This is a genomic window from Prosthecobacter gellanilyticus (assembly GCF_007992435.1).
Taxonomy (GTDB): Bacteria; Verrucomicrobiota; Verrucomicrobiia; order Verrucomicrobiales; family Verrucomicrobiaceae; genus Prosthecobacter; species Prosthecobacter gellanilyticus.
Window position 1 is genome coordinate 164,320 of sequence record NZ_BKAG01000007.1, and the last position, 23,907, is coordinate 188,226.

Below are 23,907 nucleotides of genomic sequence, written 5' to 3' on the forward strand. Positions count from 1 at the left end.
CCATTCCTGCCAAAAGCTATGTCGCGCCGCATGACATTGTTGAGGCAGGCCGCTTTCGTCGCCCTGCTGGCTGTCATCCTGTTCGCAGGATGGTGGCTGGCGGGCGATGGAGACGTGGCCGGCACTTCGACTTCTTCATCGGAGGCCACGCTGCGCGCGAAAGGTCCGCAGGATGCCGCTTTCTGCGGCCCTCTGGCCCAGCCGCGCCCGCCGCCACCGGTGGAGAGTCCCTTTGGAGTCCATCTCTTTGCCACCACACCGCTGGGTGTGGTGTACCCGATGCGCGGGGCCTTCGAGATCATTCATGATCTCGGGCTGCCCGAAGCCCTGGCTGAAAAAGCAGCCAAAAAGCCTGCGAATGAAACCGCTTATGATGACGTGCAGAGCGTCGGCATTTTGCTGGAGGAGTTCCGCCGGGCTTTTGGGGCGATGCCGACAGGTGAGTTGAATGACGAGATCGTCCGCCGGCTCCAGGGGGAGAATCCCAAGGGCATCGCCGTACTGCCGAAGAGTCATCCGGCGATCAATCCTGACGGCGAGCTGATCGACCGCTGGGGCACACCGTATCGATTTCATCCCGAAAGCGCCTGGGAGACCACCGTCCGGTCCGCAGGCCCTGACAAGAAGATGTGGACGGCCGATGACATTCTCAGCGAGAGCGTCAGCGCGGATGTGGTGCTGAAGTGAGTGCTCGTTGTGTCATGAGTCAGCGTGTGAGGAGGCACACGCTGGCTCGTGAACTGCGTGCCGGCAGGATGTGATTCCGCAAGGCCGAGGGTTGACCTTTGGCCCTGGATTATCCACGATCAGGTGATCGTGACCCCTTCTCCCGACTCTCCAGCGCCGCGCCTGCGGTGGTCCGGCATGACCCATGTCGGCCGCTACCGCCAAAACAACGAGGATTCCTTCCTCGCGCTGACCTATGATGCGCGGGAGGTGCACTACCTCGGGAAGGTGGGGGAGTCATCACTGGCGCAGGGAGACTTTGTGTTTGCAGTGAGCGATGGCATGGGCGGCGCGAAGTCCGGTGAGTTCGCCAGCCGCATGGTCGTCCAGCAGGTGATGCGGCTGATGCCGAGGAGCTACAAGCTGGCGGTGGAGGGCATCAACCAAGGCTTTGGCGATGTGCTGGAGGAGATCTGCCACCAGGTGCATGCGGAGATTTCCAAGATGGGGCGCATGTATCATGAATGTGCCGGCATGGGCGCGACGCTGAGCCTGGCGTGTTTTTCAACGGAATTCATGCACTTCGCGCATGTGGGGGACAGCCGTATTTATTACCTGCCCTCAGGGGGTTCCATGATCCAGGTTACGGAGGATCACTCGCACGTGGGCTGGCTGAGGCGTCAGGGAAAGCTGAATGAGCGTGAGGCACGCATGCATCCGGCGAAGAACCGGCTGGACCAGGCGCTGGGGGCAGGGCAGCAGAACGTGCGGCCGCATATTGGCTCCGTGCGCTATCAGAGCGGGGACCGCTTTTTGATCTGTTCAGACGGCATCACGGATGCGCTGTGGGATTTCCGGATTGCGGATCACTTGAGTGCTCCTGCGGATGAGAAGCCGCGGGCTTATAAAGTGGTGGAGCATGCGGTGGCGGAATCTGGGAGAGATAACTGCACGGCCATCTGCATTGAGGTGGAGTGAGGGAGTTCCTGGTTCTTTGTTCTTGGTTCCTTGTTGTTAAGGTAGAAAAATTTTCTGAAGGTTGTGCCTTGAGCCTGCTTCTTGCCGAAGGGCGGGTTTGGTGGCATGACGGGGGTGCTTTGAAACTTCATCTCCCGAATCATCCCACGCAGCTCTACCTGATCCGCCATGGCGAGGTGGAGGAGCGTTATCACAAGGTTTTTGGCGGCTGCCGGATCGACATGGGGCTTTCGCCGCTGGGTCATAGGCAGGCGAAAGCAGCCTCTGAGTGGCTGCGTGACACGCCGATGGATGCCATTTATGCGAGCCCGCTGAAGCGGGTGCAGGAGACCCTGGCTCCGCTGGCGGAGCGCACGGCCATGAAACCGGTGATCATTCCGGCACTGCGTGAGGTCGATTTCGGTGACTGGACCGGCTACCGCTGGGAAGGGGTGCAGGAGCACTTCGGTGTCAGCGCTTTTGACTGGCTGGAGATCATCGAGACCAAGGGCATCCCGCATGGCGAATCCGCTGCGGAGCTGGAGAACCGAGTGCAGCCTGCGCTGCTGAAGATCCTGCATGACAACCCGCACAAGCGTGTGGCGGTGTTTTGCCATGGCGGCATCATCCGTGTGATCTTGTCCCTGATGCTGGGGCAGCCGCTGCGGCACATGGCTCACTTTAACATTGAGTATGGCAGCATCAGCGTGGTGGAAGTGCAGCCGGACAAGAAACACGCGTTTGAGATTGAGCTGCTGAATTTTTGCCCGCCTCTGGTGGAGGTTTGAGGCCAAACTCCAAGCCTGACGACCGGTGCCCAACAAAAAGCCTGCCATCGGTGAAGATGGCAGGCTGTGGAAGCGGGTCAGGTCAGACCCGGTGAATGATTCAGATCAAACCGCTGCAGGTTCGGTGGAGGCGGACTCTTCCGAAGAGTCACGCTGGTCGCGATCACCACTGCCGATTGGCTTGGCACCGCTAAGCTGGAGCGGGCGGCCCATGAATTCTTTGCCGTGGAGTTCTGTGACGGCGCGGCGAGCTTCCTCGACGGTGCCCATGGTCACGAAGGCGAAGCCCTTGGAGCGCTGGGTGCGGCTGTTCACCACGACCTCGGCATTGCGGACGCTGCCGACGCCGTTGAAGAGCTCAAAGAGATCGCTCTCAGAAGCGTCGTAGGAGAGGTTGCCAACATAGAGGCGCTCCGTGGAGATCTCTCCTGGGTTTGGGGCGGCGGACTCACGACGTGGCTTCGGCTCGCGAGGCTCACGTGGCGGGCGAGGTGCACCGGAGGAGGAAGATGGGGATGAGGACCTGCCACCGGACAGCTGGCTGGTCGGGGCCGAGCGAGGGGCGACGGAGGGCAGGGAAGAAGGTTTGCCGAGAAGGCCGAAGCTGATGATGCTCAGGAACTTCTGGAAACCAGTCTGCTGGATGGAGGCGTTGCGCGGAGCGTTGGACGAGCGCTGGCCACCGGTGCTGGGGCCACTGCCGGTGCGTGGACGACGGCGGCGGCGGCGGTTTCCTTGATATGAATTGTCTGACATGGGGTGGGGTATCTGGGGTGCTGTGGGTTTCGTGGCACCACGCCAAGGGGCATGCTGGGGGCTGGTGGCCGGGACGACTGATCCTCCCGGACGACGGGCCGCGTTAGAAACCGCCCTTGCGGTTCCTCGCTGCCCCATCGGGTGCCGCAACAATGACTGGAGATGGACCCTGCGGCGGGTCCGCTATGCTGGTGACAAAAATCAGTCACAGTGAGGCGCCCGCGCGAGTTCATCGCGGGTCCAATCGAAGCTGTTGGCGCAGTCAGTGGTCTGGCGTGGCGCATTCCGCTGGTCAGTGGGTGGGCAGATACCTCCGAGCACAGTGCTCTGGTCAGTTGCACAGTTAGACTAAGCGCCAGGGAATGGCGGGTCAACCTTGGATTTTAACCGAGCCGGACCACTTTCCCGCGCCCGCAAACACAGCAAAGAAAATGCTTGGGCTGGCCAGCGAAAACTGATAGTCCTGCCATTTCCCCTGGTATTTGATGCCGCTTTTTCGATGATTTCCCCCCACGTTTCGACCCAATTCTGGCCCGGCAAGCTCCAGATTCTCATGGCTTTAGGCCTGGGAGTCGGTGCCGTCTCGACAATCCCGGCGGCCGATTCAAAATCCACGGTTTCCCTGGCTGAACGGGAGGTTTTGAGAAGGAGCCAGCTGATGAGTGACCAGGTGGCCAAGCTGGAGACCGCCGACAAGCTGCTGCGCGAAGGGCAGTCCGCGGCCGCCTACAAGGCCTACGAGGAAGTGTTTCAGACGATTCCGAACATCCCCACGGCCCAGGCTTTCCGGGCGGTGGCCCTGGAGGGGTATTTGCGCTCGGGACTGATCCTGGCGCGTGAGAAGGTGAACGGGGCTGACTACCCGGCGGCGAACCTGATTTTGGAAACGCTGGACCATGAAGGCATCGCCAAAGGTGATCGTGGCATCGTGGAATTGCGGTTGATCATGAATGATCCCGACCGCTTCCCGCCAGCGCTCACTCCCAAGCACATTGAGAAGGTGGCGGAGGTCAAGCGCCTGCTGACACTCGCCGCCTCCCAGGAGGAGACGGGCATGTTCGACAAGGCTCTGGCCACCTATGAAGACGTCCTGCGCATTGACCCGACCAACTCCGCCGCCCGCCGTGGCATGGAGAAGGTGGAGCGGGAGCGCGCCAGATATTTTAACACGGCCAAAGATCATCAACGCAGCCGCATGCTGAATGGCGTGAGCGAGCTTTGGGAACACAAGCCATTGCTCAATGCGCCAACCGTCAGCGGCTTGCCGGATGGTGCCGTCAGCGGCAGGAGCACATCAGCCAAGAGCGGCAAAAGCGGCCTGGTGGACAAGCTGCGTGACCTGCGGATTGAGAAAGTGGATTTCAGCGGCGCCAGCCTGGAAGAGGTCCTGGAATACCTGCGAGTCCGCACACGTGATGTCGATCCGACGAAGAGAGGCATTGATTTCGTGTTGGGGCTGCCACCAGACACTCCGCTGCGTCCGGTGTCACTGAGCTTGATCGATGTGCCGGTCGAGGAGATCCTGCGCTACGCGACGGAGGTTTCCGGCGTGACCTACCGTGTGGAAGAGTTCGCCGTCCGTATTGTGTCCCTCACGGATACCGGCACCACCTTGATTTCACGGACTTTCCGGGTGCCGCCAGATTTCATCGCCGGCGCTGCCATGGCTCCTGCGGCGGCGCCTGCGGATCCCTTCGCCCAGCCGGCGGCAGGTGCCGGATCGACGACCATTCAGCGGCGCATGGGTGCCAAGGAGTTTCTGGAGAGCCGGGGCATCCTTTTCCCTGAGGGCGGCGGTGCGAACTACAATCCGGTGGCGAACATGCTCACTGTGCGCACCACGGCCAAGAACCTGGAGATGGTGGAATCCCTGGTGGAGCAGTCCCTGAACTCGTCTCCCAAGATGGCGGTGATCGAGGTGAAGATCCTGGAGGTGAACAGCGGCAAGCTGGAAGAGCTGGGCTTTGACTGGCTTCTGGGCGGCAGTGGCAGCAACGTGCAGGTCGGCGGAGGCACCGGCGGCAACCAGCAGAGCAATCTTTTTGGCAGCACCGAGTTTCCTGCGGTGGCTGGTCTGAACAAGGCTGACCTGGGCCCAGTGACTGCCGGGTTGCGCAGTTCGGCCGACCTGGATGCCAACCGGACGATTGAAAATGTCCTGTATGGCGGTGTGAATTCGGCAGCGGCCAGATCCTCCGGAGCGTTTTCCCTGGCCGGAGTGTTCACAGCACCGCAGTTCCAAACGGTGGTGCGGGCTCTCGATCAAAAAGAAGGCCTGGATCTGGTGGCCAAACCCTCGGTCATCACCAAGAGCGGCCAGAAGGCTTCCGTGGAGATTGTGCGTGAACTGATCTACCCCACCGAGTTTGATCCACCGCAGATTCCGACCAATGTGGGGAACAACAACACGGTCACCATCATCAATGGTGTGATCCAGCCGCAGGCGCCGCCGCCACCGATTCCGGTGACACCGACCACGCCGACGGCCTTTGAAACACGGCGCGTGGGTGTTGTGCTGGATGTCGAACCTGTCATCTCGGAGGACGGTCGCTCTGTGGACGTGACCCTGACGCCCGAGTTCACCGAGTTCGTGGGATTTGTGAATTATGGCTCGCCGATCAACACCGTGGCCTTTGCTCCAGGTGCAGTTTTGAACGCCCTGCCTCCAGTGCGGGTGGAACTGACGCCCAACACCATCCTGCAACCCATCTTTTCGACGAAGAAGATCGTCACTTCCGTGAAGATCTATGATGGTGCCACGATCGTCCTTGGCGGGCTTATTTCCGATCAGGAAATCATGATCGACGACCATGTGCCGGTGATCGGCAAGCTGCCGATTGTTGGCCGGGCCTTCCAGAGCAAGGTCAAGCAACGCCGCCTGAAGAACATGCTGATGTTCGTTTCGGTGAAGGTGGTGGACCCTTCCGGCAGGCGTGTGAACCAGCCTTGATCGGACCTGGGAGTGCCGCTGGACGGCACCCAGGCCAAAAAAGCTCAAAAAATAGGATTGTCGGATTTCAGCACTCTTGATACAACCGCGGCCCTTTCCTGATAATGTTTCCCCCCCGACTTGCCTGGATGCTCCTGATGAGCCTGACCTGCGCTGCGACCCTTCGCGCGCAGGACAGCCTGCTGCCGCTACCGGTGGCAGGGCCTGAGCTGCCGGTCATGGAGGACGACACTATGGTCTCTGGCAGCCGGTTCCTGAAGCCCACGAAGTCCATCAAGCCGCCGGCGGTTGCCGTGAGCCCCTCCCTGGCGAGCGCGCTGCAGCCGCATGTGAATGTGCCCACCGTGGCGCGCCTGCGTCGTCTGATCCTGATGCCTGGTGGCATGCCGCCTGAAACCATGCGTGAGCAGATCGCGGCCATCGGCCAAAGCCGCCAGCCCGTGACGGCAGTGGGCATGACGGCTCCCGCACCTGTGCTCGCCAAACTGGCGGATCTCTTCGGCAGCAATGTGAATGACGACACTCAGAAGAAGGTCGTGGATGCGGTTCGTCAGGGCATGAGCAGCGATGCCACGGCCAAGGCTTCTCCCCGCCGGGTGGAAGTCGTGGGCTGGGCGCCGACGGAAGGCATCATGACCGTGGCGGTCTATCCAGAAAGCTGACACTCCAGGTGGTCACGTTTTTGGATAGGTGATGCAGCGCATCTCTTTAAGGCTGGGCGAAGCTCTGTCCGCCCGCCACCGGCGCATAAGTCCCGTCCTCTTCCTTGGCGAGCCAGGCGATGACCTTCATGTCCTTCGTCAAAACGCCGGGAGAGGAAGGCCCGGCCCAACCCGCAGGCCGCTTCGTGATGGTGCCGTAGCTGATCACGATGCTTTCGCCGGGCTTGAGCCTGGCGCGGGTGCGCTTCACGGAGACCACCTCCGCCGTGGCTTTGACCTGGGCAGATGTGGTGTCTCCTTCTTTCTTCTCGGTGACTTCAGAGCTGACGATCTTCAGTTCCAGATGCTCAGGAGCACCCGCTTTCCGCTCCTCATACACATACGGCGGCAGTTCGGCGACCGCGGCCTGGAAGCCTGCAGCCGCGATGGCAGTCGCGAAGAAAGTGAAAAGATGGCGTTTCATGATGATGCGACTCAGCATGCCACAACGAGCGATGTTTGACCAGGCTTCACCTCGGACCTGATATCAGGGAGCGGGTGTGGCTCCGCCGACGTCAAAGGAGAAGAGCAGTTCCTGGTCACGCAGGAAGAGTTTGCCACCACTGACCACAGGGTGCGTCCAGATCATGCCTTTCGGGCTACGCTGGGTGGTCTGCGGGTTCAGGGTGAAGCGGCCCTTTTCACTCCAGCCTTTGGGGCTGGCCTCGATGAGCACCACCGTGCCGGTCTTTTCCTCCAGCAGGTAGAGCATGCCGTCCGCGCAGTGGATGGCGCCTTTGCCTAGTTTCTTCTCCGTCCAGACGACCTTGCCAGTCTTGAACTCCATGCAGGTCCAGCCGCCTTTGTCGTTGTAGCCATAGAGGTGGTCACCCACGAGCACCACGCCACCATGGTGGTTCACCATGTCGGTGGTTTCGTAGACGGTTTCCACGCTGTTGTTCGAGCCGATCTTGATGGCCTTGCAGCCCACACCATAACCGGCAGCCACAAACACCTGGCCGTCTTTGAAGATGGGAGTCGGGATGACGGCGGTCTTGCCGGGAAACTCGGTCTTCCAGAGCACTTTTCCGTCCTTGGCATCCACACCGGCGATGCTCTGCATGGTCAGCTGGATGAGCTGGCGTGCGCCGTTGTGATTCACGGCGATGACGCTGGAATACTGGGCACCATCCGTCCAGTCCGCCGTCTGCCAGGCGAGCTTGCCGGTGGTCTTGTCAAAGGCGGCCAGGGTGCCTTTGGCTCCGCCGGGGGTGGCAATGACGAGGGTGCCCTCAACTAGCGGGCTCTCGCAGTAGCCCCAGCCTGGCACTTTGCCGCCGAGCTCGGTCATGCTGGCGCTCCAGATCTGTTTCCCATCGGCGACACTGTAGCAGCCGAGGGTGCCTTTGCCGCTCATGGCATAGACTTTGTCTCCATCCACGGTCGGTGTGGAGCGCGGACCATCGCCCCAGCCATTCGTCAGCAGGGCGCCCGCCTCAGCGCTCCACTTTTCCTTGCCGGTGGCGGTGTCGATGGCGATCAGGTATTCGACGGCATCGCGAGCACCCATGGTGTAGAGCACTCCGCCGACGATGGCGTAACCGGAGTAACCGAGACCGGCGTCCTCATTCGTCCAGACCTTTTTGGGGCCGGCGGAAGGCCACTCTTTCAGCAGGCCTTTTTCTCCAGAGATGTCCGTGCGGTCAGGACCGCGGAAGGTGGGCCAGTCGGCGGCTTGCGCCGTGGTGATGAGGAGGGCGAGGGAGAGGACGGCTTTCATAGGTGGTGACTGTACGTCTGATAGGGCCGCGAACCGTCCGCAAATGCGAGAAAAAAATCCCCCTCATGCTGCTGCCGATTTGGAGAATGCTGCCTCGGGAAAGGGAGCGCGGCAAATGCAGTGCCAGAGAGGAGTGGAATCTTCGCCGGACTTTCCTCGCATTGTTACTGGCATGAGCCTCGCATCTCGCTATCCCCCTGCGCGCATGGCCCCAACCCCTCCGCATGTGTTTGAGCAACCCGCGCCCGCTTTCGACGTCAATGCCGTCGAGACGCCCGCGTATGTCGTCGATCGTGGTCTTCTGAAGCGCAACCTGGAGAAGCTGGCCTATGTGCAGCGTGAGTCCGGCGCGAAGATCCTGCTGGCGCTGAAGGGGTTCTCCATGTTTTCCACCTTTGACCTGGTGCGCGAGTATCTGCACGGCTGCTGCTCCAGCGGTCTGCATGAGGCGCTGCTGGGTCATGAGGAGTTCCGCAAGGAGCTGCATGTTTATGCCCCGGCCTTCAAGCAGGCGGAGATGGAGACGATCATCCCGATCTCCCATCACATCAGCTTCAACTCGCCTTCGCAGTGGAAGCACTGGAAGCCGCTGCTGGATGCCGCGCGTGCGGCTGGCAAGCATGCGCCAAGCCCGGGCATCCGCGTGAACCCGGAGCACAGCGAGGTGGAGGTGAGCCTCTATGATCCAGGATCACCGAGCTGCCGTCTGGGCACCTGCATGGCCACGCTGGAGGATGAAGATCTCACGGGTCTGGAAGGCCTGCATTTCCACGCTCTCTGCGAGCAGGACAGCGATGTGCTGGAGCGCACGCTCGCCGCAGTGGAGAAACGTTTCCCCAAGTTGCTGGCACAGGTGCAGTGGGTGAACATGGGCGGTGGTCACCACATCACGCGCAAGGACTATGATGTGGAGCGCCTGATCCGTGTGATCCGCAGCTTCATCGAGCGTCATGGCAAGGAAGTGTATCTGGAGCCCGGTGAAGCGGTGGCGCTGAACACAGGCTATCTGATTGCGAGCGTGATGGACATCGTGCCGACAGAAGGTCTGCCCACGGCCATTCTCGACTGCTCCGCCACGGCGCACATGCCTGACACGCTGGAGATGCCGTATCGCCCGCATGTGCTGGGGACGGATGTTCCCGGCGCGCTGCCGCACTCTTACCGCCTCGGCGGCATGACCTGTCTCGCTGGAGACGTGGTGAATGAATATAGCTTCCCCGAACCGCTGAAGATTGGTCAAAAGCTTGTCTTCACGGACATGGCCCACTACACCATGGTGAAGACCTCCACCTTCAACGGTGTGGTCCATCCTGACATCGATCTCTATGATCCTGAAACCGGAGTGCTCCGCGTGGTGCGGCGCTTTGGGTATGAGGACTTCAAGAGAAAGCTGTCCTGAGACTTTCATCACCGACCTTCATCCATGACCCACGCTGAAGCCGCCGCCCGCGCCGAGTTCCTCCGCGCCGACCTTGAGAGGCATAACCAACTATATTACCAAGGGAAGCCGGTCATCTCCGACCAGCAGTTTGACGTGCTGCTGCGCGAACTGCAGGACATCGAGGCCAAGTTCCCGGATCTCATCACGCCGGATTCACCGACCCAGCGTGTGGGCAGCGCGCCGATCGAGGGCTTTGCCCAGATCCGGCACAGCGCGCCGATGATGAGCCTGGACAACACCTACTCCGAGGAGGAACTGGCGGAGTTCTTTGCCCGTCTGCAAAAGGGACTGGGCCGCGAGAAGATCGACTGCGTGGTGGAGCCGAAGGTGGACGGCGTGGCCATCTCCATCCGCTATGAAAACGGTCTGCTGAAACATGCCGTGACGCGTGGTGACGGGCAGACGGGAGATGATGTGACGACCAACATCAAGACCATCAAATCACTGCCGCTGCGGCTGCCGAAGGACGGGCCGCAGAATTTTGAAGTGCGCGGCGAGGTCTACATGTCGAAGGCCAACTTCGCCAAGCTGAACCAGGAACGTGAGGAGGCTGGTGAGGCCACCTTTGCCAATCCGCGCAACTCCACGGCGGGCACGCTGAAGCTGCTGGACTCCAAGATCGTGGCGAAACGGCCTCTGGACGTAGTCTTCTACGGTCTTGCGGATGCCACCGGGCTGGAGGTGCAGTCGCAGAAGGACATGCATGATCTGCTCGGCCGCGCTGGCTTGCGCAAAGCGGACCACATCTGGCATGCGAGCACGGCGGAGGAGCTGATTTCCGCAATCCGTGAACTGGATGAGAAGCGCAAAGCGCTGCCGTATGAGACGGATGGTGCGGTGATCAAGGTGAACAGTTTTGTGGATCAGCGTGAGCTGGGTTTCACCAGCAAGGCGCCGCGCTGGGCCATCGCGTATAAATACCAGCCGGAGCAGGCTGAGACCAAGCTGCTGTCCGTGGACATCCAGGTCGGGCGCACGGGGGCTCTCACGCCGGTGGCACGACTGGTGCCGGTGTTTGTCAGTGGCAGCACGGTGAGCAATGCCACGCTGCACAACTTTGAGGAGATCGAGCGAAAAGACATCCGCATTGGTGACTACGTCATCATCGAGAAGGCAGGGGAGATCATTCCGGCCGTGGTGAGTGTGAAGACAGAGAAGCGCAGCGGCGATGAGCCGAAGATCCCGGTGCCCACGAATTGTCCCATCTGCGGCACGGGAGTGAAGAAGGATGAGGAGCAGGTGGTGATCCGCTGCCCGAACCCGCACTGCCCGGAAGTGGTGAAGCGCCGGATCGAGCATTTTGTCAGCCGTGGTGCGATGGACATCAGCGGACTCGGCGAGTCGGTGGTGGCGCAGCTTGTGGAGCTGAAGCTCGTGCAGGATGTGGCGGACCTTTATGCGCTGGACCAGATCAAGCTCGCGACTCTGGAGCGCGTAGGAACGAAGAGCATCGACAACTACCTCAAGGCCATCGAGCAAAGCAAGACGCAGTCACCTGCGAAGCTCGTGTTTGGCCTGGGCATTCTGCATGTGGGTGCGGGTGGTGGACGAAAGCTGCTGGAGCATTTTGGCAGTATCGATGCCGTGCAGGCGGCCAGTTTGGAAGAACTCGCCCAATGCCCCGACATCGGTGGAGTCGTGGCCCAGAGCTTGTTTGCCTGGTTCCGTGATGAGGTGAACATCGAACTGCTGAAGAGGCTGAAAGCCAGTGGGCTGACTTTTGCGCAGCAGGAGATCGTGGCGGCGAGTGACAAGCTGAACGGCACGACCTGGGTCATCACGGGTGCTCTCAGCGAGGAGCGGGAGAAGATCGCTGAGACCATCCGCAGTCATGGCGGCAAGGTCAGCGGTAGTGTGAGTGGCAAGACCACGTATCTGCTCGCGGGTGAGGATGCGGGCAGCAAGGTGGACAAGGCCACGAAGCTGGGCGTGAAGATCATCAGCGAGCCGGAGTTTCGGGTGATGATCGGGTGATCGATGATCACGTTTTGATCTGCGATCTTGAGTGTTGGCGACGGTTTGCAGACTGGCCCGGGTCCACTTGGACTGCGGTAGCCTTGCTGCCGCTTTGGCGTTTGGGCAGCCTTGCTGCCGAGGGAGCGCCTCGAATGAACTCCAATGCCCAATGTGTTGGCGACGGCCAGCTGGGCTGGCCTGGAGAAAGCGGCAGCAGGGCTGCCGCAGTCCATGTCAGAGAGTCGTGGGCACAAAAAAGCAGGCGGGAGGGCCCGCCTGCTTGTGAAAAGGGTTGATGAGGAAGGGGCTGATTACTCAGCGTTTTCTTCCACGTAACGGACGACGTCGCCCACGGAGAGAAGCTTCTCAGCTTCTTCATCAGGAACGTCGATGCCGAATTCTTCTTCGAAGGCCATGACGAGCTCAACGGTGTCCAGGGAGTCTGCGCCCAGATCTTCGATGAACTTGGCTTCCAGCGTCACCTGCTCTGGGTTCACGCCGAGCTGTTCGACGATGATGTCACGGACTTTGTCTTGGATGTTGTCTGCCATAATAGGGTGGGGGATGTGCGGCGGAGAGGTAGCGGCTCGTTTTTCTTTGGCAAGGGCGAATTATTGGATTTTTGAAAGTGGTTCAAAAGTGGACTTTTCAAGCTTCTTTACCCGCCTCGGTTTCGGCGTCGTCAACTGGCGTTTCTGGAGGCTGCACTTTCTCAAGCAACTCGCCTTTGAAGTTGGCCATGAGGACGTCCAAAACGCGCACGGCTCCCTCGTATTTCAAATCGTCGATCACGGCTTTGGCAGGCTGGGCAGAGTCGCCGCCAGGACGGTGCCAGACGTAGGCGAGTCCTTTGTTATCCCAAAGACGTTTATCGATCCGGAAGGAGTCGGCATAGTTCACCCTTTTTCCCTCAGGGGTGACGAAGTGGTCTGGCTCGCCGCGCAGGACCTTGTTTTTGTTCACCAGGATCATCACGCCGAGGATCACAGCGGCAAAAAGGGTGCCGCCGCCCCACCAGAACTGCTCATCGATCTCCTTCTGGGTGTAGCGGTGCGGTTTTTCCGGCCAGCTGTGCTCGGCGGCGTAGGACACCCAGCGGGGGGGCTCGCCATCCCGGCCGGTGGGCCAGCCCTGCTGGCGGGCATTTTCCACCCAGATGTCCACCTTTCCGGCGGACTTGGCCTCGTCGAAGCTCTTCAGGACGACTTCCTCGAACCAGGTTTTCTTGTCGGCAATGACGTTGGCCTTGGGGTAGCCATATTTGCCATCGTAGAGGAAATAGATGCCGAAGACCGCCACCATCAGCGTCATCATGCCCATGCGCCGGAAATACCAGGGCGTGACATGGCAGAGGATGGGGAAAGCGGGCGTCGGGACGGTCGCGTCAGTCATGAGGTACTCCAAGCCACTCCAACGCGTCTGCGCAACCAGACTTTCGTCCCCCTATCTGGCAACCAGTCTCCTCCGCCCGGGTTTGGGGGAGGGCTGCTGCTGAATTTGATGTCATACATCCGCCACGCGTGGCGCACTCATCACACCTTCATGAAACGAATCACTCTCGTCTGCTTCCTCCTGGTCGTCGCCACCGGTGCGGTGCTCCTGCGCGCCCAGGGCGCCGCTGATCTGCGCTCGAAGTTCGATGCCTATGACACGAACAAGGACGGCCAGATCTCCGGCCAGGAGATGGATGCCGCCGCCATCCTGCCCCGGCTGGACCTGAATGGAGACGGCAGCCTGACTCTGGAGGAAGCGGCGAAGGCGCTGCGCCAGCAGGCGGCTGCTCCCAGCAAGTCTGAGTCTTCATCGGGCGAGCGGGGTGTCTTTGACTACCTGGACAAGAACAAGGACGGGGTGATCACGGCCGAGGAGATGCCGAAGAAACCGTGGTTCAGCCGGCTCGATACGGATGGCAATGGCAGCATCACCTTCGAAGAGGCCAGCGTCGCCGTGGCCAAGCTGAAAGCGATGGGCGAGACCATCCCTGCTGTTCCCGGTGCCCCGACAGCTCCGGCCTCTGAGGTTCCTGTGACTGAGACGAAGAGCGAAGAGCTCACCGAAGCACCACAGATCCTCAAAGGCAGCGAGGTGGGTGTGGGGCATCTGGTGCCTGATCTGATGCTGAAGGACCTGAACGGCGCGGAGAAGAAGCTCAGCGAGCATCTGGCAGGCAGCCAGGGGCTGATCGTGGCTTACTTTGGGGCCACCTGCCCAATCAGCGGCAAGCTCGGAGCTGAGCTGGCGCGCCTTGAGAAAGAGGCGAGCGCGCAGAAGGTGAGGATGATGCTGGTGTGCCCGGTGGCGGGTGAGACGACGGAGGATATTCAAAAGTTTGTTAGCTCGCATGCGCTGGGCTCCCCCGTGATTCATGACAAGGAAGGGCTGCTGACCGCCACGCTGGCGGCCACGACGACGACGGAGTGCTTCCTCATCGATCCAGCGCGCACGCTGACGTATCGCGGAGCGGTGAACGACCAGTATGGGCTGGGCTACTCCAAGGAGAAGGCCACGAAGACTTATTTGCGTGATGCTGTGGCGGCGTTGATCGCCCGCAAGCAGCCGGAGGTGGCGGCGACCACGGCGCCGGGATGTGCTTTGGATCTGAAGAAGAGCGCGCCGGTGGCTCAGACGAAGGTCACCTATCATCACCAGATCTCACGCATCATGCAGGCGAACTGCATCGAGTGTCATCGCAAAGACAGCGTGGGTCCGTTCAGCCTGGAGACGTATGAGGACGTGATCGAGAACGCCGGCATGATCCGCAAGCAGGTGGAGCGCGGAGTGATGCCGCCTTGGTTTGCCGCTGCACCGCCAGAAGGGCAGGCGACACTCTGGAGCAATGACTGCTCGCTCGCCAAGCAGGACAAGGGCGATCTCCTTGCCTGGCTGGCCAGTGACCGTCCGATGGGCGATGTCGCGGATGCACCGGCGAAGCTGGTTTTCCCGGAGATGTGGCAGCTGGGTGAGCCTGACGCGGTGATTCAGCTTCCGCGGGCGGTGGATATCAAAGCGGAGGGGACGATGCCGTATCAGTTTCTCACGGTGTCCACGGACTTCCCGGAAGACCGCTGGGTGCAGGGGTATGAGATCCTGCCCACGAATGCGGGCGTGGTGCATCACGTGATCGTCCAGGTGCACAAGAAGGGCGCGAAGCTGCGTGATCGTGGTGAAGGTTCCGAAGGCTACTGGGCGGCGTATGTGCCGGGGAACTCCAATCATTTCTGGCCGGAAGGTTATGCAAAGAAGCTACCTGCCGGATGCACGGTGAGCTTCCAGATTCACTACACGCCGAATGGCAAGGCCACGCAGGAGCGCCTGCGCATGGGCCTGCACTTTGCCAAGACTGCACCGCGCTATGTGGTGCATACCGCCGCCGTCACGCAGAACCGTCTGAACATTCCGCCGGGCGAATCTGATCATGTGGTGACGAAGGTGCAGGATGTGCCCTTTGACATGCACGTGCTCGCGTATGTGGCCCACATGCACGTGCGTGGGAAGGCCTTTAAATTTGAGGTCACACGCCCTGGTGGCAAACAAGAAGTGCTGCTGGACATCCCGCGCTATGACTTCAACTGGCAGCTCCGCTATGACTACAGCAAGCCGCTTTTCCTCCCGCGTGGCAGCCAGGTGAAGATCACCGCGGTGTTTGACAACAGTGAGAAGAATCCCGCGAACCCTGACCCCACCAAGACGGTGCACTGGGGCCAGCAGACCTTTGATGAGATGATGATCGGCTACCTCGAATACTACTCGCCCTTCCATGGCGATGTGGCGGCGCGGTGAATGAGGTGGTGACTGGCTGATTCATACGCTTGCCATGCGGGAGGCTTCTCTCTAGCCTCCGCGTGCTCATGAAACTGACCGTCCTCTCCAGCCTCGCTTTTGTCATCACATCACTTGCCTTGGCGGCCGATCCTCTGCCGGAGTTCAAGGGCAGCATTGAGAAGCTGGATCCGGCTTTGGATGCACTGTTAGACTCGGATGCGAAGGTTGAGGTGCTGGCGAGCGGGTTTAACTGGTCCGAGGGGCCGGTGTGGAAAGAAGGCGGGCTGGTATTTTCCGATGTGCCGGAGAACACGGTGTTTGGCTGGAAGGAAGGCGAGAAGGCTGCCTCGGTGGTGCTGAAGCCGAGCGGCAGTCTTTCCGGAGACGGGCAGGGCTCGAACGGTCTGGCGGTGAATGCGAAGGGCAGCCTGATCCTTTGCCAGCATGGCGAGCGAAGGATCGCGCGACTTGAGAAGGATGGGAGCTTCACGGCGCTGGCGGACAAGTATAACGACAAGCGTTTCAACAGTCCGAATGACCTCGTCATCAGTAGCAAGGGAGTGATCTTCTTCACCGATCCGCCGTATGGCATGAAGAAGGGCGAGGCGCCGGATGCACCGTATCATGGCATCTACGCGGTGTATCCAGTGGAGGGGCAGAAGTCGCCGGCAATGCTGCTGATCGACGATATCAAATGGCCGAACGGCATCGCGCTGAGTCCGGATGAGCAGACGCTCTACATCGCGGTGTCAGACAAGGACAACACCCGGATCATGGCGTATGACCTGGTGTCCAAAGGGAAGGGGATCGCGGGCATCATCAATGGAGTGATCGTGCCGAAGCCGGCGAAGGGACGCGAGCTTTTCAATGCGCAGAAGCTGAAGTCACCAGAGCGCAAAGGTGGCTGTGATGGCATGAAGGTGGACTCCCAAGGCAACATCTGGACCACAGGCCCTGGGGGTGTGCTGATCCTGGACAAGGATGGCAAGCATCTGGGTTCCATCCTCACGGGTCAGGCCACGGCGAACTGCGCCTGGGGTGGTGAGGACAAGAGCACGCTGTATATCACGGCGGACATGTTTCTGCTGCGCGTGAAGACGAAGGTCAAAGGGCTATGAGCCAATGAGAGGCACATCCAGTGAACTGCGAAGTTTGTCTCGCCGCGGTGGCTGATCACGATTTCTGAGTGAGGCGATAGCCGATGCCGGGTTCATTTTTGATCTCCAAAGAGGAGCCTTCCAGCTTCTTGCGCAGATGATTGGCGTAGACACGCAGGTAGTGGCTTTGCTGCTCGGCCTGCGGTCCCCACACGCTGCGCAGGAGTTGTTTCAAGGTCACTACCTTGCCCGAATGTTTCACCAGGAGGGCCAGCAGGGCATACTCGGTTGGCGTCAGCTTGAGAGGTTGCTCGTGGAGCAGGGCTTCATGGTGCACGGGATCTAGCGTGAGGTCCCCGAAGCGCAGATTGGCTGAGTCCTCGGCCTGCTGACGACGCTGGATGGCGGTGAGGCGTGCGATGAGTTCGGCGGTTGAAAAAGGCTTCGTCACATAGTCGTCCGCACCAGCATCGAAAGCTGCGAGTTTGACAGCTTCCTGGTCACGCACGCTGAGGATGAGCACCGGTGTCTGGCTCCACTCGCGCAGACGCTTCAGCACCTCCACGCCATCCATGTCCGGCAGACCTAGATCGAGCAGGATGACATCCGGCTTTTGAAACACGGCCGCCTGCAGGCCGAGCTGGCCGCTCTCCGCTTCATGCACGGTGTAGTCTCTGGACTGCAGGGCCATGCGCAGCAGCCTGCGGATCTGGATTTCATCGTCGATGACGAGCGCGGTCATGGTGTAGAACGAGTTTTCTTACTCGTTGGGAACGAGTTGGAAAACTCGTTCTACGGGCGGAGTGAGCTGGGAGATTGGTTCTATCTCGATAACAAACTCGGCTCCGCCTTCGGGATGATTATGCGCGCTGATGCGCCCGCCGAGAGCCTGGATGAAGCCTTTGGTGATGGCCAGCCCAAGGCCTGTCCCACCCGCAGGAGATCCAGGCGCACGGTAAAATTTGTCAAACACCCGCAGTTCGGCACCGGGTGGCAGGCCTGGCCCATGATCGCGAAGAGTGATCCGCAATCGCTGGTCTTGCAGGCGTGCATGCAGATCGATCTCGGTGCCAGGTGGTGTGTAGACAGCCGCGTTGTGCAGAATGTTGGTTAGGGCTTGTGCGAGCAGCGTGAAGTCGATCTTCAACAGCGGAAGATCGTCCGCGATGTGAAGGCGCACGGGATGCGTTTCCAAAGCAGCGCCGACGGTCTGCTGCGCATCCGCGATGACATCTCGCAGATCACACCAGTCGTGATGAGCGTGCAGCGCGGAGGATTCGAGCCGTGTCATTTGCAGGAGGCTGTCGACCACTCGCTGAAGCCGTCGCGTGGCGGTTCGCATCTCGGTCAGATAAGGACTCTGGATGTCCTCCATCGCCTCCAGGGAGGCCTGCATGACCGCGATTGGGGTCTTGAGTTCGTGGGAGACGCTGTCGAGCAAGGTTCGGTGCAGTTTTTCGGACTGCGCCAGCACCTCCGCATGGCTGAAGGCCTGGACAAAGTGCTCCTTTTCAATCACGAGCGCCAGTTGCAGGGCAAAGGCTTCGATCATCTGCCGCGTGGCAAAGTCCAGGCGTGTTTCATCATCCAGATGCACACCGAGCACGCCCATGGTGGCCGTGGCTGTTTGCAGAGGAAACCAAGTGGCGGCGGACTCCGGCAGTGTTTCCGTATGGCATCCGGCACACTGTTTGTTCTCATAACTCCAGGCGATGACTCCCCACTCCTTCGCCGATGGCTGGAAGCTGCTGGCTGGATGAGCTGCCTGGGGCAGCGAGCGGTCGTTTTCACGGATCACCAGCGCTGTGTGCGCATGCAGCAGTTCATTGATACAGCGCAGCGCATCCGCGAGTCCCTTCGCAGGATCAGCGGAGAGCGCCGCGCCCTGAGTGACCCGAAGAAGAGCGTCCGTCTGGCTGGCGCGGCGACGTTCAGCAACCTCACGCATGCGCAGCCGGGAGGTGAGGCTGCCCATGCTCAGGGCCACGATGAAGAACAGGATGAACATGATCCAGTCCTCGGCCTTGCTGATGTTCAGTGTGAACTGGGGCGGAATAAAAAAATAGTTCCAGCACAGCGCGCTCAGCGTGGCCATGGCCAGCACCGGGCCGCGGCCAAAGCGCAATGCGGCCAGCACCACCGCGATCAGGAAGATCAGCGCCACAAACATGTATCCCGTGTGCGGCGCGATGCCCCAGCACAGGCTGGCGATCACAAAGACAGAGACCAGTGCCCAGCTATATTCGCCGATGACGGAGACGGGCAGAAGCTCCCGCGGTCCGGTGCCGGACTTCTTTTCCGCTGAAGCGGCAGGCCTAACCACACAGATGTCAATGTCGCCGCTGCCCATGATGAGCTGGTCGGCGAGGGAGGCTCGCCACCAGAGCCGCTTCTCTGGCTTGCCGACCACGATCTGGGTCACATTGCGCTCGCGGGCCACACGCAGCAGGGCTTCCGCCACATTCTCACCCGTCGCGGAGATCACCTCGGCACCCAGTTTGCGGGCGAGACCAAGGGCGCGGGTGAGACGTTCCTGATCCTGGGTGCTCAGACTCGGTGAGCTTTCGATCCACACGACGAGCCAGGGGCAGTTCAGCCTTGTGGCAGCGCGGCGTGTCCAGCGGATCAGGCTCTCCGCATGCGGGCTCGGACCCACGCCGACCATGAGCCGCGCATTCGTCTTCCACGGACTGCTGATGCGTCTGGCCCTGCGGATGTCCTCCAGATCACGGTCCACTCGTTCAGCGGTGAAGCGCAGCGCCAGCTCACGCAGTGCGGTCAGCGTGCCTGCCTTGAAGAAGCCGCTCATGGCCTCCTCCGCACGGTCACCGAGATACACTTTGCCCTCAGTCATCCGCTGCAGCAGTTTCTCCACGCTGAGGTCGATGAGCTGGATCTCATGTGCGCGATCGAGGATGGAATCCGGCACGGTTTCCTGCACCGTCACACCGCTGATCTGCCGCACGATGTCCACCTGGCTCTCGATGTGCTGCACGTTGAGCGTGGTATACACATCGATGCCTGCATCCAGCAGCTCAAGCACGTCTTGATAACGCTTGGCATGGCGTGAACCGGGCGCATTGCTGTGTGCTAGTTCATCCACCAGCACGATCTCGGGCCGCTGCAAAAGCACGGCATCCAGGTCGAACTCTTCCAGCATGAATCCACGGTGCTCCAGCTTCCTGCGCGGGAGCATTCGCATGCCTTCCAGAAGGGCGGCGGTCTCCGCGCGACCATGGGTTTCGATGATGCCCGCGAGCATCTCCACCCCCTCTTTCATGCGCTGGCGGGCTGTTTGCAGCATCGCGTAGGTCTTGCCCACGCCCGGGCACATGCCGAGGAAGATGTACAGCCTGCCTGTTTTAGCCTCCGCTCGCACGATGTCCGCGAGGAGGGCGTCAGCGTAGGACGAGTTTTCCAACTCGTCATCCGTAGAACGAGTTTTCCAACTCGTTCGCTGTTCGTCATTTACCATGGTTCGTCCTCGGGGTGAAAAATGGGTGGTTCTTCTTTGAGAACGGGTTGGAAAACCCGTTCTACGTTGAGGGTCCGCTCGGCAAACCAGGCGGTGAAGGTTCCGTCATGTAGATTCGCCTTGGCGGGATTGCTGGCGATGTAGCGCATCACTTTTAGCCAGTGGGTCTCATCGCGAATGATGCGGTTCCAGCTGTCTTCCTGCCAGAGCTGGCCTTTCTGACCCAGCTTCTTGTTCATCTCGCGAGCCGTGAAACCTTTCCACGATTTCAGCACGTCTTCAATCTGCCATTCCGCGAGTGCACGTGCCGCGAGATGCACATGATTGGGCATGATGACGAAGCCATGCATGCTGCTGCGTTCGTTTTCGAAAAACATCAGGGCGTCGGCGACGATTTGACGGATCGCGGGGTCGCGCAGCAGGCATGCGCCGTGGCATTGGTCCATGACCGACTCCATTTTCCGCCAGGTGCGACGCTGCCAGGCCGCATACTCTTCCTGCATGTGTTCGTCGGGGACCTCTTGCTGGGCGATCCGCCTCTCCCAGGCTTCCTTTTCCATCTGCGCCTCCTGCACGACCTCGCGTGGCAACGAATCATTCAGCCGGAAGGTGATGAAAAATGTCACACCTGGCTGCCGCCAGTGGGGCAGGTTTCGCTCATAGTTCCAAAAATCACCCTGCCATTTGAAGGGTTTGAAGTCTTCTGGAATGATGAAGTCGGGTGGCATGGCGTGGATGGTAAAACGAGTTTTCCAACTCGTTCGGTTTGGGTTTGGGTGTTGACGTTACTTGGAGGGAACGAGTTGGAAAACTCGTTCTACGTTGTCCAGCGCCAGGTTGAGCTCGAGCACATTCACACCTGCGTCACCGAGGATGCCAAGGTCAGGCTTCGTGGTGTTTGCGATGATGAGTTCTTTTACTTTTTCGATGCTGAGGTTGCGGGCCTTGGCGACGCGAGCGGCCTGCAGTTCGGCGTTTTTCACGCTGATGTGTGGATCGAGACCACTGCCCGAGGCGGTGACCGCATCCGCAGGCACAGCGGCATCCGTGGTTAGGCCGTTCAGGGTGCGATAGGCGGCGATGCGTTCCTTCAGGGCATCATGCAGCTTCTGCGAGGTGGGGCCGAGGTTGCTGCCGCTGGAGCTTGCGGCATCGTGACCACTGCCCGCAGCGCTGGGACGCGGGTGGAAGTAGTTTTCCGCGGTGAAGTTCTGGCTGAGCAAGGCAGAGCCGATGATCTGGCCGTCTTTGCCCGTGATCAGGCTGCCGTGCGCTTGGTCGTGGAAGGTGGCATTGGCCACCTGGGTGATGAGCAGCGGATAAGCGCCGCAGGTGATGCCACCCAGCACAAGCGTGGCAAGGATGGCGGGACGGAGTTCGGTGAAGAGAGGGTTCATCATGTAAAACGAGTTTTCTAACTCGTTGGTTGGGGGTGTTTGCGAAGGTGATTTGCGAACGAGTTGGAAAACTCGTTTTACGGTTGGGGGTGTTTGCGAAGGTGATTTGCGAACGAGGTGGAAAACTCGTTTTGCGGTTGGGGGTGTTTGCGAAGGCTGTGTGCGAATGAGTTGGAAAACTCGTTTTACGAGTCAGGCGAGGTGGAGGGTGGTGACGATGACGTCGATGGCCTTGATGCCGATGAAGGGGATGATGATGCCGCCAGCGCCGTAGACGAGCAGGTTGCGCTGAAGTACGGCGGCGGCGCCCATGGGCTTGTAGGCCACGCCTTTCAGCGCGAGCGGGATGAGCGCGATGATGATGAGCGCATTGAAGATCACGGCGCTCAAGATGGCGCTCTGAGGTGAGGCGAGGCCCATGACGTTCAGCGGGGCGATGGCCGGGAAGGTGGCCATGAGCATCGCCGGAATGATGGCGAAGTATTTGGCGATGTCGTTCGCAATACTAAAGGTGGTTAGCGAGCCGCGTGTCATGAGCAGCTGTTTGCCGATCTCCACGATCTCAATGAGCTTCGTGGGATTACTGTCGAGGTCGACCATGTTGCCGGCCTCGCGCGCGGCCTGGGTGCCGGTGTTCATGGCCACGCCGACATCGGCCTGGGCAAGGGCAGGCGCGTCGTTGGTGCCGTCACCAGTCATGGCGACGAGGTGGCCCTCGGCCTGCTCGGCGCGGATGCGCTTGAGTTTGTCCTCTGGGGTGGCCTGGGCCATGAAATCATCCACACCGGCCTCGGCGGCGATGGCGGCGGCGGTCATGGGATTGTCTCCCGTGATCATGACGGTCTTGATGCCCATCTTGCGAAGCTGCGCGAAGCGCTCCTTGATGCCGCCTTTGACCACGTCCTTGAGTTCCACGACACCCAGCACCTGGCTGCCCTCGGCCACGACGAGCGGTGTGCGGCCAGCGCGGGAGGCGGCTTCGACAGCCTTCGCCACTTCAGCGGGATACACACCGCCCTTGCCTTCGATGTAGGATTTCATCGAGTCAGCGGCACCTTTGCGGATGCTGCGGCCTTCGAGATCGACACCGCTCATGCGTGTCTGTGCGGTGAAGGGAACGAAGGTGGCATGAGGAGCGGCCAGCTCACGGCCGCGGATGTTAAACTTGTCCTTGGCCAGCACGACGATGCTGCGGCCTTCCGGTGTTTCATCAGCCAGGGAGGCGAGCTGGCCTGCATCCGCGAGTTGCTGCTCCGTGATGCCGTTGGCAGGACGGAAGTCCGAGGCCATGCGGTTGCCGATAGTGATGGTGCCGGTCTTGTCCAGCAGGAGCACATCGATGTCACCCGCAGCCTCGACGGCACGGCCGGAGGTGGCCATGACATTGCGGCGGATGAGGCGGTCGATGCCGCTGATGCCGATGGCGCTCAAAAGACCGCCGATGGTGGTCGGGATGAGGCAAACCAACAGTGCGACAAGAACAGGGATGCTGAAAGCGACACCCGAGTAGATGCCAAAGGGCTTCAAAGTGATGCACACGAGCAGAAAGATCAGCGTCATCGCTGACAGCAGGATGGTCAGGGCAATCTCGTTCGGCGTCTTCTGGCGTTTCGCGCCCTCCACCATGGCGATCATGCGGTCGAGGAAGGTGTTTCCTTTTTCGGACGTGATGCGGATCACAATGCGGTCACTGATCACTTTCGTGCCGCCGGTCACGGCGCTGCGGTCGCCACCGCTTTCGCGGATGACGGGTGCGGATTCGCCGGTGATGGCGGCTTCATCGACACTGGCGATGCCTTCGATCACCTCGCCATCGGCGGGGATGACATCTCCGGCCTCGCAGACGACGAGATCGCCTTTCTCCAGCAAAGGGGCAGGCACATGAGATTCCTGGCCGTTCTTGAGGCGACGAGCCAGGGTATCTTTGCGGGCCTTGCGCAGGCTGTCCGCCTGGGCCTTGCCACGGCCTTCCGCGACCGCCTCGGCGAAGTTGGCAAAGAGCACGGTGAACCACAGCCAGACGGAAAGCTGGGTAATGAAGCCGCGGTCAGCCTGGCTGGTGAAGATGCTGACGGTGGTGAGCACCGCGCCGACGAGCGTGACGAACATCACCGGGTTTTTCACCATGAGGCGGGGATCGAGCTTCCTGAATGACCCGCCGATGGCGGGCACGAGGATGGAAGCATCCAAAAGAGAAGCAGGTTTGTGGGGCATATCGTAGAACGAGTTTTCGAACTCGAT

Annotated in this window: 19 protein-coding genes; 9 read left to right on the forward strand and 10 right to left on the reverse strand. The window is 60.5% G+C overall.

Features of this window, described 5'->3' with window-relative positions:
• The first annotated feature begins 18 nt into the window (after positions 1–18).
• From BGE01nite_RS07010 to BGE01nite_RS07020, 3 genes are all read left to right on the forward strand, one after another.
• The gene (locus BGE01nite_RS07010) at positions 19–687 is read left to right on the forward strand and encodes a hypothetical protein (protein ID WP_146849717.1); all 669 of its coding nucleotides are present in this window, start codon (positions 19–21) and stop codon (positions 685–687) included.
• Positions 688–816: 129 nt separating this feature from the next.
• Positions 817–1,644, forward strand: a complete 828-nt coding sequence (locus BGE01nite_RS07015; RefSeq protein WP_246145676.1) for a PP2C family protein-serine/threonine phosphatase — start codon at positions 817–819, stop codon at positions 1,642–1,644.
• A 119-nt stretch (positions 1,645–1,763) separates the two neighbouring features.
• A complete protein-coding gene (locus tag BGE01nite_RS07020; protein WP_170266652.1) occupies positions 1,764–2,411 on the forward strand; it encodes a histidine phosphatase family protein in 648 nt (215 codons plus the stop codon).
• A 105-nt stretch (positions 2,412–2,516) separates the two neighbouring features.
• On the opposite strand, the gene BGE01nite_RS07025 is transcribed toward BGE01nite_RS07020, so the two are convergent.
• Positions 2,517–3,167, reverse strand: a complete 651-nt coding sequence (locus BGE01nite_RS07025; RefSeq protein ID WP_146849719.1) for an RNA recognition motif domain-containing protein — start codon at positions 3,165–3,167, stop codon at positions 2,517–2,519.
• A 499-nt stretch (positions 3,168–3,666) separates the two neighbouring features.
• On the opposite strand from BGE01nite_RS07025, the gene BGE01nite_RS07030 reads away from it, so the two are divergent.
• Together BGE01nite_RS07030 and BGE01nite_RS07035 are read left to right on the forward strand one after the other, a co-directional pair.
• Positions 3,667–6,117 (forward strand): Amuc_1098 family type IV pilus outer membrane protein, encoded by a 2,451-nt coding sequence (locus BGE01nite_RS07030; protein WP_146849720.1) that lies wholly within the window; start codon positions 3,667–3,669, stop codon positions 6,115–6,117.
• A gap of 137 nt (positions 6,118–6,254) precedes the next feature.
• On the forward strand, positions 6,255–6,779 hold the full coding sequence (locus tag BGE01nite_RS07035) for a hypothetical protein (RefSeq protein WP_146849721.1): 525 nt from the start codon (positions 6,255–6,257) through the stop codon (positions 6,777–6,779).
• A gap of 46 nt (positions 6,780–6,825) precedes the next feature.
• On the opposite strand, the gene BGE01nite_RS07040 is transcribed toward BGE01nite_RS07035, so the two are convergent.
• Both BGE01nite_RS07040 and BGE01nite_RS07045 read right to left on the reverse strand, forming a co-directional pair.
• Positions 6,826–7,242, reverse strand: coding sequence for a hypothetical protein (locus BGE01nite_RS07040; protein ID WP_146849722.1), 417 nt, complete (start codon positions 7,240–7,242; stop codon positions 6,826–6,828).
• 63 nt (positions 7,243–7,305) lie between these two features.
• On the reverse strand, positions 7,306–8,538 hold the full coding sequence (locus tag BGE01nite_RS07045) for a PQQ-binding-like beta-propeller repeat protein (RefSeq protein WP_146849723.1): 1,233 nt from the start codon (positions 8,536–8,538) through the stop codon (positions 7,306–7,308).
• Between the two features lie 172 nt (positions 8,539–8,710).
• Here BGE01nite_RS07045 and nspC point away from each other — a divergent pair, with 172 nt between their 5' ends.
• Entirely contained in the window at positions 8,711–9,937 is a 1,227-nt protein-coding gene (nspC, locus tag BGE01nite_RS07050) for a carboxynorspermidine decarboxylase (RefSeq protein WP_246145677.1), read from the forward strand.
• A gap of 24 nt (positions 9,938–9,961) precedes the next feature.
• Positions 9,962–11,953: an NAD-dependent DNA ligase LigA gene (ligA, locus tag BGE01nite_RS07055; protein WP_146849724.1), complete on the forward strand. Its 1,992-nt coding sequence runs from the start codon at positions 9,962–9,964 to the stop codon at positions 11,951–11,953.
• 293 nt (positions 11,954–12,246) lie between these two features.
• On the opposite strand, the gene BGE01nite_RS07060 is transcribed toward ligA, so the two are convergent.
• Together BGE01nite_RS07060 and BGE01nite_RS07065 are read right to left on the reverse strand one after the other, a co-directional pair.
• On the reverse strand, positions 12,247–12,486 hold the full coding sequence (locus BGE01nite_RS07060; RefSeq protein WP_170266653.1) for an acyl carrier protein: 240 nt from the start codon (positions 12,484–12,486) through the stop codon (positions 12,247–12,249).
• A 97-nt stretch (positions 12,487–12,583) separates the two neighbouring features.
• Positions 12,584–13,327 carry a hypothetical protein gene (locus tag BGE01nite_RS07065; RefSeq protein ID WP_146849726.1) on the reverse strand — a complete coding sequence of 248 codons (744 nt, stop codon included), beginning with the start codon at positions 13,325–13,327 and terminating at the stop codon, positions 12,584–12,586.
• 150 nt (positions 13,328–13,477) lie between these two features.
• Here BGE01nite_RS07065 and BGE01nite_RS07070 point away from each other — a divergent pair, with 150 nt between their 5' ends.
• Together BGE01nite_RS07070 and BGE01nite_RS07075 are read left to right on the forward strand one after the other, a co-directional pair.
• Positions 13,478–15,715: a redoxin domain-containing protein gene (locus tag BGE01nite_RS07070; protein ID WP_146849727.1), complete on the forward strand. Its 2,238-nt coding sequence runs from the start codon at positions 13,478–13,480 to the stop codon at positions 15,713–15,715.
• Positions 15,716–15,783: 68 nt separating this feature from the next.
• Positions 15,784–16,815 carry an SMP-30/gluconolactonase/LRE family protein gene (locus tag BGE01nite_RS07075; protein ID WP_146849728.1) on the forward strand — a complete coding sequence of 344 codons (1,032 nt, stop codon included), beginning with the start codon at positions 15,784–15,786 and terminating at the stop codon, positions 16,813–16,815.
• A gap of 55 nt (positions 16,816–16,870) precedes the next feature.
• On the opposite strand, the gene BGE01nite_RS07080 is transcribed toward BGE01nite_RS07075, so the two are convergent.
• The 5 genes from BGE01nite_RS07080 to kdpB form a co-directional block, all read right to left on the reverse strand.
• A complete protein-coding gene (locus BGE01nite_RS07080) occupies positions 16,871–17,536 on the reverse strand; it encodes a response regulator (protein WP_146849729.1) in 666 nt (221 codons plus the stop codon).
• 18 nt (positions 17,537–17,554) lie between these two features.
• Positions 17,555–20,269, reverse strand: coding sequence for a sensor histidine kinase (locus tag BGE01nite_RS07085; protein WP_146849730.1), 2,715 nt, complete (start codon positions 20,267–20,269; stop codon positions 17,555–17,557).
• Positions 20,263–20,997, reverse strand: coding sequence for a transposase (locus tag BGE01nite_RS07090; protein ID WP_146849731.1), 735 nt, complete (start codon positions 20,995–20,997; stop codon positions 20,263–20,265). The genes BGE01nite_RS07085 and BGE01nite_RS07090 overlap by 7 nt, the downstream gene beginning before the upstream one ends.
• Positions 20,998–21,054: 57 nt before the next feature.
• Positions 21,055–21,666, reverse strand: a complete 612-nt coding sequence (kdpC, locus tag BGE01nite_RS07095; RefSeq protein WP_146849748.1) for a K(+)-transporting ATPase subunit C — start codon at positions 21,664–21,666, stop codon at positions 21,055–21,057.
• 192 nt (positions 21,667–21,858) lie between these two features.
• Complete coding sequence (kdpB, locus tag BGE01nite_RS07100; RefSeq protein WP_146849732.1) at positions 21,859–23,880, reverse strand: potassium-transporting ATPase subunit KdpB; 2,022 nt, start codon at positions 23,878–23,880, stop codon at positions 21,859–21,861.
• Positions 23,881–23,907 lie beyond the last annotated feature (27 nt).